Source organism: Flavobacterium sp. MMLR14_040, from assembly GCF_033657265.1.
GTDB lineage: Bacteria > Bacteroidota > Bacteroidia > Flavobacteriales > Flavobacteriaceae > Flavobacterium.
On record NZ_JAWVWO010000021.1, the window covers coordinates 12,868 to 25,622 of the forward strand.

Consider the following 12,755-nt stretch of genomic DNA (forward strand, 5'->3'; position numbering starts at 1 on the left):
TTAATTTAGTAAATATTTTTACTCAAGAAATTAATATTTTCTATTATTTCATTTTCAACTTTCAACTTAGACATTTTTTCACTATAACCTAATTCACTAATAAAGAATAGTTTTTTTAATTGAACTATTCGATAATCATATTCTAATTCAATATTTCCACTTAAAATTGCTTCTCCAATTTTATCATACAATAAATCGTCTCCATCTAATCTTCTTTGCCTAGCTCTAGAATTTACCTGAACAGCCATTTCACTTCCAACATTAAATGCAGTTTTTATTTTTTCAATAGCTATAACACTATCTTCAATTTTTAATAAATCTCTATTAACTCTTGATATTAAGGTTAAAGAAGATTCAACCCAAGTCCAAATATTTTTATTAGAAGTTATCGCATATTCCAAAAAATAATCTTGAAATTGTAAAATAGCTTCTTTTTCATTTAAAATATACAACGCAAATAACAAGTCGTTTAAATTTTCTTGAATTTCAGGTTCTTCTAAATCCTCAGAATTATAGATAAGAAGATTAGCTATTATATATATTTTTTTATCTTTAGGAAGTATATCAATTATCTGTTTTATTATTTCTTTCATTTTTAATCTATAATGTTAATTTTTACTAATGTTCCTGGATCATATTCAGATAAAGCATTACCAATTGCTGAACCCGCCCCTCTGTTATCTGAAGGATTTATATATTTAACACTTGCTCCCGACCCTCCTTCTTTAAACATTGCCATTGGCCATTCATCTCTGTCAAATCCTTTTTTAGTTGGAATTCCGTCTAATGATGCTTTCCTATTTGCCCCAGCTGTTAATCTGTCAATAGTTACAATTTCTGGATGACCTTTTGCTATTGCCTCTTCTATATGTTTTGTCGTTTCAGGATAATCACTTCTTTTAATTGTTGCAACAATATCATGCGTAACGCCATCACCTGCTGATATTGTACATTTATTTAATCCAAATATATCTACAAAGCCATTTGGATTGTGAACATATCCATATAATTTACTTCCTCCAAACAATCTTATTGGGTCTTGAGAAATATATCCACCAGTTTCAGGGCTATAATAACGATGTCTATTATAATAAAGTCTTGTCTCTACATCTTCATACTGCCCAAGCTGCCTAAAAGGAATGAAATCTCGGTCTCCTTTTAGGTTTCTTAAATCACCATAAATATCATAATCTGTTTCCCAAACAAGATTTCCTAATTCATCATAGCATAAAAAACCTCGCCAATATCGCGAGGTTTTTATAGTTTACTGATTTGCGTTGTACAGAAGAGTTTAGGAAAATTAGGCGTAATCTATAACTAACGAGCTATATCCTTTTTCAAAAAAAACATTTTTCCCTATTCCTTTAAATGGATTATTACAAGATTTAATTAATATTCTTTTTATATTCTTATGTTCCAATATTTTTTCAACATTGATAACATTTTTAATATTTAATAAATTTAATTCTTCTAATTCTTCTAATTCAAGTAAAATCGTACAATCAAAAACAACAGAAATATTATTAATGTACAAGCTTTTTAGACTTTTAAATCCAATAATTTTTTCAATCAAAAAATTTTTATCAATACATGCAAACAATTCTAAAGTCTCAATTTTATGATTAAAAAAGAAAGGGAAAATATCTAATTTTTTTGCATGCCCAAATATTAGATGTTTTAAATTATTTAATTTTGATAGTTCGCTAATTCTATTAGTATTCTTTTCCGCAGCTAAATCGTAATCTATCCATTCTATATTTGGAAAATTTAAAATATCAAACACATATGGTTTTACAAGTTCTGGAATTGCTAAATATTTTAAATCATTTAAAACTAAATTACTTGGCCATTGGTGCTGGCTATCAAACTTAGATACAGGAGAAGTTAACTTTAAAACTTCAATACTTAGTGGTATTTCTATTTTATCTAACCAATCTATTGGAATAGTTAACGATTTTAAATTTAAAAGTTTTACAATAAAATCTGGATATTTTTTTATCTTATCCTCATCATTTGAAGTAATTGAAAAAGTAATTGTTCTAATATCTAAGTACTCTTTTTCTTGTGGAAAATCTAGATATTGTCGATATTCCACATTTCCACCAAAATCTTGCTTTTCAATTGAAAAATACCAATTTGTACTATCTGCATTTATAATTGTTTTTTTAATTTGTGTGTACATATTAATTATTTACATTTTATTTTTAGTCCTTTTGAAGCTTTTTTATCTTTTACAATACCAGCATTTCTAGTTTTTTTAATTGCGGCTTCTGGATTATTTGAGTTTAACATGTCATATTGCCCCGTATTTTTAACATTTTCAAACTCTTGTTGTTCAAAATGCCTTAAAATTCTGTTTTGACTTTTCCAGTCTTTCGCATCACCTAAGTCTACAGGCGTAAAATCAACTTTTGTATCAGGATGAGATAACATGGATTGTGCTTTTGTATGACTGGTGTCAGACATTCTACTATTAGCATCTAGTCCAGATCCAACATATGCTTCTCCTGTTGTTGGGTTTGTTAAAGTGTAGACTCCTGAAGAATTTGGAACACTAGAAGGTGCTTTTATTAAACCTAGTGGGTCGACCCAGGCATTTGAATCATGAACATAAGAATATAATCTATTCCCTCCAAATAATCTTATCGGATCCTGAGTCAAATACAATCCAGTTTCGGGAGAATAATATCTAAATCGATTATAGTACAATGAAGTTTCAATATCCTCATATTGTCCTAATTGCCTAAAAGGAATAAAACTTCTATCTCCTTTTGAGTTTATTAAATCCCCATAAATATCATAATCAGTTTCCCAAACCAGATTTCCTAATTCGTTATAAGCTTGTACAGGTCTGCCCATGTAGTCACTAACAATAGAAAAATTGTTACCGCCAATAATCTTAGCACTTGGCACAAAACTTCCATCCTCATAAATCCAAGCAATCAAATTATCAATTGGCTCCTGTTTATCGTAAACCAAATCATCACCATCAATGACAAGTTTAGGTCGATCCTTTAATTTGTATTTCCATTCATGAATAAGAACATTTCCATCCCAAACATAGCGATTTATTTCTTTTAAAAGCATTAAAAAACAGTATAAATATTACAATTTATACTGTTTTTTATTTCAACTATTTGAAACTCTATCAAACTAAAAAAGCAGGGAATAATATCCCTGCTTTTTTAGTTCTTTTTATAAGCTCGATCTAATATTTTGATATATTAAATAGGTATTTATCATCTTCCCTAGGATCCAAGTAACCATTAAATTCATTTACTTTTTTAAATTCAAATGAATAACCATAATTAGCCTCAGGATATTCTAACTTATCTTTTCTTTTATAACCAATTATATTAACAAGGTATTTACCACTTTCTAATTTGAATTTAAATGATTTATACAAAGTAATCCCATCTAATGTTTGGTATGATATACTATCGTTATTAGAATTTGTAAATTGTTCTACATTTAAATTTAATAAATTCCCGAACGATCCAACCCAAAATGTATTATCACTCAAATCAAGATTAAAATTTTCATATTTAAATTGCTTTTCCCAATCGTTATTGAAATAAATATCGTTTTCACTAATAATATATTTCGTTGATTCAATAGGTACAATAGGAATCCAAACACCTTCTTGCAATGACTTTATATACAAATCATGATTCTTTTGAAAAACTTCTAATATTTTTTTACTCTTTATTTTATTTTCTTTCAAAAAAACCAGTAATTTATCTACTGACATTATATATATTCCGTAATCTGTAATAGTTAATTTCTTTTCTAACATAATAATATTATTTACAAGGTATTTTTTTGCTTTTATATAATTCTTTTAATTTATCTAACGCTTCGCCAGGTGTCATATTTTCATATAAAATATCATCTGTTCCTGGTATCTTCATATATCCTTTGGTATCAATGTCTTTATAAGCTTTTGCTCCCTTATCAAAAAAATCATCAGCAGTTCCAGTAAATTTAGAACCATGATAAGGCACTCCTTCATTTATCAGATTTGTATGCATCTCGCCATGTAATGCTGCGGTATTTGCTCCATCATTAGGATACCAAGCAATAGAATTTGTCTGTGCCAATTCGGTTATACCTAAATTATTAGCTACAGATCTAGGCATAAGATGATGTCCCATACCGCTACCTAATAAATCTGAATACCATCCAAATTTATCAACCCGGCTATTTGGGTCCATTACATACGCATAAAATGCATTCCCTCCCAAAAGTCTAATTGGATCTTGAGACAAATATAATCCAGTGCTTACAGAATAATATCTAAAACGGTTATAGTATAAGCCTGTCTCTACATCTTCATATTGTCCAAGTTGTGAATTAGAACATTTCCATCCCAAACATAGCGAGTTTAATGTTTTTAGTTTGCTTATTCGCTTTGCGTAGAAAGAGTTTCCACACCATCATTGCGCATTATTTCAGATATAAAAAACCTCACATTTCTGTAAGGTTTTCTATTTTTATTCTTTGTAGACTCGCGAGACGTTCGCGCTAGCCGGGGGTGGTGTAGATGCAAACTAAAAGCTTTTGAAAGCTAAGATAATTCTAGAAGTCTTTCTAATAATCTCTAAAGCATTACCTTTTATTTTATTATTTTTATATCAACTCTATCTTTAAGACTATCTAAAAAATCATAATCCGTAAAATTTTTACATTTCTCAATAAGTAATTCTTTCAATGTTTCTAACTCTTTCAAAGCCTTTATATTTTCCAAAGCACTATTCCTTACTAATGACAATTTTTTAATAGGAAGCTTCTCAATACCGTTCAAATTTTGAATTTTAGAACTGTAAACATGTAGTATTTGTAGCTTATCTAGTTCCGATAACTCTTTTAGATTTATATTAGGAAGTTTTAAAAGCACCAAACTTTGTAATGAATACGCTTTGTTAAAATTGATTAATCCTTTCCAATATTCCCCTCCTAAATGTACAATTTTAGGAAACCTCGATATATCTATTTTAAATTTCTGCTTATGTTGAAAATATAATTTCTCAATATTTATTAATGAATAAATAGATTCTAAATTAATTACATTTTCTACAATACTAATGAATGAAAATACTTTTAGATATTCAGATATTTTTTCTAATTCCTTAAAATCAACTATATCCTTAATTCCAGAAACACCAATTAAATGGATTTGACTAATTTTTATCTGAGTCGCATAATCTATACCTTCCTTAAAGTAATCCGCATGAATAGTTATATATTTTCCATTCGAATTTTCTCTTATCGTTTTATCTAATGACATTTTATTCCTTTTACTTTATTAAATTTTGCTTCAAAATCATCTGCTTTTTTTACAATATCATTATACAATGCTTTGTCATTTTTATAAGCATCTGCTAAAAGTTTTTCTCCTGGCGAATTGATTGCGTTTTTATAATCAGCATCTGCAATAGCATCAGTTCTTCTCATAAGTTCTGCTTCAACCATTAGTCCTTTTGTATTATCCCCATAATCGACATGAATACCCTTTGTTACTTTTGCTTTCCCTCCAACTCTTTCTGTCATAGAGGCATACATACGGTCAGAAGGTCCTTTACCTATGTAAGAACTTGTTCCATCGGTAAACATATATGTTCCTGTTAATCCAAATATGTCAATCCAATAGTTAGAATCATGAACATAAGAATATAATCTTCTACCGCCTAAAAGCCCAATAGGGTCTTTTGATAAGTAAATACCGGATTCATAGTCATAATAGCGAAATCGATTGTACACAAGACCTGTCTCCTGATCTTCATACTGCCCCAGCTGCCTAAAAGGTATAAAACTTCTATCGCCTTTTAGGTTTCTTAAATCTCCATAAATATCATAATCAGTTTCCAAAACGAGATTTCCTTCCTCACTATATGCTTGTATTTGTCTACCAATATAATCATTAATAATAGAAAATTTGTTGTTGCCAACAATCTTAGCACTTGGCACAAAACTTCCACCTTGATAGACCCAGGTAATGAGATTTTCGATTGGTTCCGGTTTATCGTAAACCAAATCATCACCGTTAACAACCACTTTTGGTCTTTAGAAGTAACTTGTTTAACATCATAATCCGTTAATATCATATCACCCTGTCACTATAAGCCTTGTGCATTAATAACAATTTTCAATGTAGTAAAAATACTATTTAATATAAGAAAACAGGTTTTTAATTTTTACTATTTTAATCTATTGAAAAATATTTATAAAAAAAACAGGCAACTAAAAAAGTTGCCTGTTTTTTTTATAAATCTTAATATAGTTACCTAATTTACTCTACCAATTAACTAAATTATTATTAAAACCTTGTGCATTTGCAATTTTTTCAAAAGCATCATTTTCCGTTCTTGATTTACTTCTAAAATAAAAATTTATAAAATTTAATTTAGATAACTTAATTATTTCTTCAAAATCTACAGCAGAATCGGTAATAGCAATTTTGCTTAAATTACTCAATTTAAAAATCACCTCGATATCCTTTAATTTTTTGTTTGTTAACAATTGTATCTTAGTAACACTATTACTTACTTTAGGAAAGACCTCGATGTTAGTGTTATTTATTATTATAGTTTCTAAGCGTGTTAAATCTGTCAGAAAAGAAAAGTCTATGATTTTTTTACAGTTAACAAGTTCAACATTAACAATGCTTGGGTATTTTTCAGCTAATAATTTTTCATTGATCAACTCTTTAGAAATTTTGAAATGCTTTAAGTTTGGATTTACTTCAACTTTTGCTAAGTCTAACTTTTCTATTGCTAATTTTTCAAGATTAAAATTATCTAGTAATTTATATTTCTTACTATCACTTAACGCTTCAATTTCAAATACTTTTAAATTTTTAAACTTGTTTAAAACCTCTATGTTAATATTTTTATTGTAGAACCCTGATAATTTAAAACTATTTAAGTCAGTAATATTTTGAACGTTATTTATTTCTTCTAATTCTTTTGAAGAATTAGACAAAATGGATATACTATTAATATTATTTAAATAATTTAGAACATCTAAGTTTCTTTTTAAAATATCAGTACTCACTTTATTAGAGTCACAAACTAACACTAACTTTATTTCTTTTCCTTTAATTTGGCTGTTTAATTCTAGTAAAACTTCTTCTTTACATCCCTTTTCAATTGCAATTATTTTATCACTTAAAATTCGATTAAGATTAGTTTTTAAATCGGTAATTTCAATATTATCTATATCCATATTTATTTTATTATTTACACATTTTTAAAGGTCTATAATGATCTTTTACTCTTTTATCGATAACATCTTCATAATTATCTCCAAAGGTATCTTTTAACCATTTTTCTCCCAAATCTCTACGGAATATTTTCTTTTTATTTCCCATATCAACAGGTCTTTGCGCATTTGTTAAAGGATCTAATTCACCTTTTTCGACCATTTTATTCATTCTTTCATAAGTAATTTGTTCTACACCTTGCGCCGTGTCGGTATTGGGAATATCTTTAAAAATATCAGTTGCAGTAGATTTGTTTCCATATCTTCCAGCAGCATTATTTTTTGCTTTACCAACATAGACTTCTGCATTTCTTAAATATACAGTTGAAAGACCAAAAATATCAATCCAGAAATTCGTGTCTCTAACATAAGAATAAAAAGCACTTCCACCTTCAAGTCCTATTGGGTCTTGACTCAAATATCTTCCAGTTTCAGGACTATAATAACGATGTCTATTATAATATAATGCCGTTTCTATATCCTCATATTGCCCTAACTGTCTAAAAGGAATAAAACTTCTATCGCCTTTTAGGTTTCTTAAACCTCCATATATATCATAATCGGTTTCCCAAACTAGATCGCCTTTTTCATTATATGCTTGTATAGGACGACCAATATAATCGTTTATAATGGAGTATTTTTCTTCTCCTACAATTTTAGCACTTGGCACAAAACTTCCACCTTCATAGACCCAGGTAATTAAATTTTCAATTGGTTCTGGTTTATCGTAAACCAGATTGTCTTCATCGACAACTATAAGTTTCGGTCTTTGTTTTAAATCATATTTCCACTCATGTAAAAGAACATTTCCATCCCAAACATAGCGATTTATTTCTTTGTTTGCAATTTTTGCAGTACGTCTTCCAAGTGCGTCGTATTCAAAACTTACTGTTTTTCCGTCTGGTTTTTTTACGCTTTCGAGCATTCCGTTTGCCAGCCAGTTATATGCGGTATCTCCGTCCTGCCACTGCTCATGTTCTTCTTGTAAACTTGCTTCTTCGGCTTTATTGCCTATAAGCTTATCAAAGAAGTTTGTTGCTTTTTCAAAAACTAATGGCTTGGTAATATCACGGGGACTTTTGTGTATTAAATTCCCCAGTTTGTCGTATTTGTAATAATACTTTTCGTCTTTCAGCAATTTTCCACCTTTGCCATATTTACGGTCACTGCGGTCTATGGTTTTGTATAAATTACCCACTGCATCAGGGGTTTTGTACAGCTCTTCTTTTCCATCATAACTGGCTTTGGCAAGGTTTCCAAAATCATCATAATCAAAATAAGTTAAACTTTGGGTCATTTGGTTTACCGCGCTTCTTAATTGCTGGTTGGTATCCCAATTATAAAAACGCGCTCCGGTGCGTTTGCCATTGGCAAAAACTTCCTGCTCTTTTTGCTTGCCGCTATTGTTGTAACTCGTTTTTATGTGCAGTCCGCCTGTGGCAAAACGCTCTATTTCCCTGCCCAAATCGTCTCTTTTCAGCGTAGTTTCCCAAGCTTGGTGCTGTTCTTTCAGTTCGTTGCTTTGGGCTTCTATGCGCTCGAGTTCTCCTTTTTGGTTGTAATGGGTGTTTATATCTGCGCCAAGACTGGTGCTTAAACGGGTACGCTGTCCTAAAACATTGTACGTTGATGTAAGGGTTATGCCGTTTTCGTCAGCATCGAGCTGTTGCTTTTGGGTTTCTTTTATAATGCGCCCAACAGCATCTCGCTCAAAGTAGATGCTTACGTTTTGGTTAACGGCTTCTATCAGCTGTCCGTTTTTATTGTAGGAGTAGGTTTCCCAGGTTCCGTCATGATAATCGGCCCTTGTAATGCGTCCTAACGCATCCTGCTCGTATTCGGTATATTTTCCATCTCCGTGGTCTATTCGGGTAACTTCTCCGGCCAGGTTGCGGCTGTATTTTTTTTCGATACCATCAAAAGCGGTTTCCTTTACAATGTATCCGGCTTTGTTTCGAACAAAATAATAAGCTTCGTGGTCTTCGTTTTTAATGCCAACAAGCTGTTCCATCTTATCGTAGTCAAAACGCACTTTTACGCCGTTTTGCTCCCTTGTCGAAAGACTTCCTAATGGTGTGTAGGTAAACTTAATGCTGTTTTTGTTGTCTTTTAAGGCTACTACATCGTCATAACTATCGTAGCTAAATTGTATTACATTGCTGTCTTTCTCTACAATTTGCCTTACCCTGTCAAGCGCATCATAGCTGAAATAATCTGCCATTTGCATTGGGGTATAGATCGCACGTACGCGACCACGATGGTCATACTCCCATGTTTTTAGTTTCTTCTCGTTTTCACGCCATTCAATAAGGTTGTATTGCTCGTCGTAGATCAGTTCGAGTTCGTTATTATTCTTGGCAACCGTTGCTAAAAGTCCGTCAGCATTATAGGTAAAATGGGTACTGGTTTTGTCTGGTGCAATTATGGTTTTTAGCTGGTTCGGGTTTTGGGCATGGTACAAATAAATGGTCTTTTGTCCTTCAGGATCAATGGCAATCGATGGACGGTTCTGGTCATCATAAATCATCATTTCTTCGGTACCGTCCGGGTAAACAGTACCTGTTTTATTGCCTTTTTCATCGTAAATGAACCCGGTAATTCGGCCTTCCTGATCGATCTCGCGATAGAGTTCCATAAACTCGGTATAGTCATAAAAAACACTGTTGCCCATTGGGTCTTTTACCTGGGTTACCAACTGGTTGGGCTCATAATAGTAGGTAGTTACCGCTCCGTTGGCATCGGTTACAAGGTTGTAGCCTTCTTCGGGATGGTATTCAAGCCAGCCTTCCTGCCATCCGCCATCGCCCCAGGTGTGTACACAGCGGTTTTTAGCGTCGTATTCCCAATAAAAAGTCTGTCCGTTACGGTCGGTTTTCTCGACCATCAGATGGTTATGGAATTTAATAACGGTCGGTTTACCCAAAGCATCTATAATGGCAGACATGTTTTGATGCTCATCATATTCATAAGCGATCAAAAGTTCGTCTCCTTCGGGTCCTTCCAATTCTAATTTCTGGATAAGTCCGTTTATGGTACTTACTTTTATTTCCCTGCCGGCGGTATCGATAATTTTGTTCAGGCGATATCCTGTAAATTCAAAAATAATGCACAGCCCATCGTGATTGGTAATTTGCGTAAGCTGGTATTTTTTACCGTCAAAAAGGGTAAAATCATAAAAAAGTTTGCCTTTATGATCGTAAGCCTGATAACCGTCTGCGGTTCTTTTTAGGGTTGTTTTTTCCTGACGCAGGTAAAATTCTTCTTCGGGCAGTAGTGATGGGAATGCCACTATTCTTCCATCGTCCATACGAAGCCCCAGGGCATCATCTTCCGGATATAACTCCACGGCCCTGTCATATACACAATGCACACCGTGGCCAAGCCAGCCGGTATACGCTGAATCTGAGTACCAGCGACGTTCCCAATTAAGGGCTATCGGACCGGTGATATCAAAATCGCTTCCTTCGTAGATCACTGCTCCGTTGATAAGGTTTACGGGCTCAAAACCTGCTTTACACAAAAGTTTACTGAGCCAGTTGGGACCAACGGATCCTTTTAGAAGTTTATTGAATGCTTTTTTTCCATATTTCATCAGGGTACTAAATCCTATGCTGGCCAGTAATCCGGTCAGCATACCTCCCCAATCCGGCGGATAAGGGCCTCCAACCATTACCGGTTTTCCTGTTGGAATTGGAAGCGAAAAGGAAGTGGGCGCAAAAAGTGTTGGCGCAAAAGGAAGCATTTTTTTGCCTATTTTGGTTTTTCCCAGCGACAGCGATAACGGAATCCCGATATCATTACAAGTCATCAGCATATGTCCTTTGGGACTCATTCTCGTACTGTCTGAGAAAACGGTTTGAGAAGCAAAAAAGTTCATGCTTTCATGACCGATAATAGGCGTCATAAGCCATGGCGGGGTAAAAAGCGGAATATGCACCAGAGGAATAATAATTCCTCCGGTATCTGAATTCCCTCTCTTAAAACCGTTGACATGTACGCTGGTGCCTAAAAAAGGAATATAATCGGCTGGATCAATAACAATACCTATGTAAGGATGAAACGGATTAAAAGGCGGCAGGGTAGTAAAATGGATATCTATCCCTACGACCATAGTCAAATGATTATCGGTCAATAACATAATTAATAGGTGTTGTTTAATTGATATTCCTCTTGTATTTGTTTCGCAATTTGTTTTGGATTGTCTTTCCAGTTTTTTCCAAAAATTGACTTCATTCTGTCCGAAATAGCTTCTTTTTCTGAATAACCAATTTTTGACTCGTTTTCTAAATAACTGTTGGCTATAAAAGTAAAATTGATGATTTTGAGTAATTCATCTGTCAAAGCATATCCGTATTCGAAAGCATCGTTTAAAATCTCACTATATTGTTGGTCTCTATTTTTTGCAGCCAATAACAGTGCATAATTATAGCCGTTTATGACCTGCATTTCCTGCTGGACTTCTTTAGCTATAGCGGTTTGCTTTAAAAAATAATCTATAGCAGTATCGCGTTTTCCCATGATGCTGTAATGTGAGCCTTTGTACATGAGCAGCTGCATCAAGATGCCTGCAATATCTTGCTTGTCCTTATAAAAAGGTGTTGTTATTTTTATCCCTTTATCCAACAATTGATGAATAAGTTCCTGCTCCTCTTTAAACTGAAATAAAAAACTGGCGTAAACAAGATAAGAGGAAGCCCAAAAACTGGTTTCTCCTGTACTCTTGCTAATGTCTATAAGCTCATTGCCCAGTTTTTTTACTTTTTCCTGCTTTTTATCTTTTGCCGCTTCACCAATTTCAAATAAACATTTTCTATAGCGCACCTGCGGATCATTTGGGTTTCCTTGTGTCGCGATTTCCTTGTAGGCTTTATTAATTTCCTGATTTGGAATTTCGATCATGATGCCTTTTTCTTTTACTGAGGCAATCACTTCCTTATATTGTTGTCTCTCCTTATAATCAAGAAACAGGAATCCTATATTTTCAGGCAATAAAACTATCAGTTCTTTTATGCTTTCATTTAGCAAATCAAGGTTGCTTACTTTTTTTATTAAAAAACTAACAATTAAAAGATTGCCTGTTCTCGCTTCAAACTTTTTGAAACTTATCAGCATGTTGATGTAAAAATCTTTTAAGCTGGCAACACTTAATTTATCAATCTCCCGAAGAGCAGCTTTAAAAGAATCAAAATCTTCCCAATTCCATCCGCTGTTTTTTTTCAGGTCCTCATCAAAAGCCAGAATCCATTGTTCTATAATAGTGGTGTAAAAGTCTTTTTTATCATAAAAATCAATTGAAAAAGCTACAAACGAATCCTCTGATCTGCCGTAAGCGGAAGATTCTAACCGAATAAAACTATCTACCAATGGATAATCTTCGGTATAACAAACCATACTAAACACTTGTGCTTTTGGTTTGGCTGTTCTGGTCTTATTCCATATTTTTTGAATGTTTTCGACCCTTACAGCAATAGGATTGTGAGCGTTATTCATTTCTA

At 32.7% G+C, this 12,755-nt stretch carries 11 protein-coding genes; all 11 read right to left on the reverse strand.

Annotated elements, in window-relative coordinates; all coding sequences use genetic code 11:
- Positions 1-5 precede the first annotated feature (5 nt).
- The gene (locus SD960_RS20040; protein ID WP_318805588.1) at positions 6-593 is read right to left on the reverse strand and encodes a DUF6707 family protein; all 588 of its coding nucleotides are present in this window, start codon (positions 591-593) and stop codon (positions 6-8) included.
- A gap of 2 nt (positions 594-595) precedes the next feature.
- Positions 596-1,261, reverse strand: coding sequence for an RHS repeat-associated core domain-containing protein (locus SD960_RS20045; RefSeq protein WP_318805655.1), 666 nt, complete (start codon positions 1,259-1,261; stop codon positions 596-598).
- A 39-nt stretch (positions 1,262-1,300) separates the two neighbouring features.
- On the reverse strand, positions 1,301-2,182 hold the full coding sequence (locus SD960_RS20050; RefSeq protein ID WP_318805589.1) for a hypothetical protein: 882 nt from the start codon (positions 2,180-2,182) through the stop codon (positions 1,301-1,303).
- 5 nt (positions 2,183-2,187) lie between these two features.
- Positions 2,188-3,087, reverse strand: a complete 900-nt coding sequence (locus SD960_RS20055) for an RHS repeat-associated core domain-containing protein (protein WP_318805590.1) — start codon at positions 3,085-3,087, stop codon at positions 2,188-2,190.
- A 121-nt stretch (positions 3,088-3,208) separates the two neighbouring features.
- The gene (locus SD960_RS20060; RefSeq protein ID WP_318805591.1) at positions 3,209-3,796 is read right to left on the reverse strand and encodes a hypothetical protein; all 588 of its coding nucleotides are present in this window, start codon (positions 3,794-3,796) and stop codon (positions 3,209-3,211) included.
- A 7-nt stretch (positions 3,797-3,803) separates the two neighbouring features.
- Entirely contained in the window at positions 3,804-4,373 is a 570-nt protein-coding gene (locus tag SD960_RS20065; RefSeq protein ID WP_318805592.1) for an RHS repeat-associated core domain-containing protein, read from the reverse strand.
- Between the two features lie 242 nt (positions 4,374-4,615).
- Positions 4,616-5,287, reverse strand: a complete 672-nt coding sequence (locus SD960_RS20070; RefSeq protein ID WP_318805593.1) for a hypothetical protein — start codon at positions 5,285-5,287, stop codon at positions 4,616-4,618.
- A complete protein-coding gene (locus tag SD960_RS20075; protein WP_318805594.1) occupies positions 5,278-6,054 on the reverse strand; it encodes an RHS repeat-associated core domain-containing protein in 777 nt (258 codons plus the stop codon). Before SD960_RS20075 ends, SD960_RS20070 begins: the two co-directional genes overlap by 10 nt.
- Before the next feature lie 240 nt (positions 6,055-6,294).
- Positions 6,295-7,224, reverse strand: coding sequence for a hypothetical protein (locus SD960_RS20080; protein ID WP_318805595.1), 930 nt, complete (start codon positions 7,222-7,224; stop codon positions 6,295-6,297).
- 10 nt (positions 7,225-7,234) lie between these two features.
- Positions 7,235-11,398, reverse strand: coding sequence for a DUF6531 domain-containing protein (locus SD960_RS20085; protein WP_318805596.1), 4,164 nt, complete (start codon positions 11,396-11,398; stop codon positions 7,235-7,237).
- A 2-nt stretch (positions 11,399-11,400) separates the two neighbouring features.
- Positions 11,401-12,750 (reverse strand): hypothetical protein, encoded by a 1,350-nt coding sequence (locus SD960_RS20090; protein ID WP_318805597.1) that lies wholly within the window; start codon positions 12,748-12,750, stop codon positions 11,401-11,403.
- Positions 12,751-12,755 lie beyond the last annotated feature (5 nt).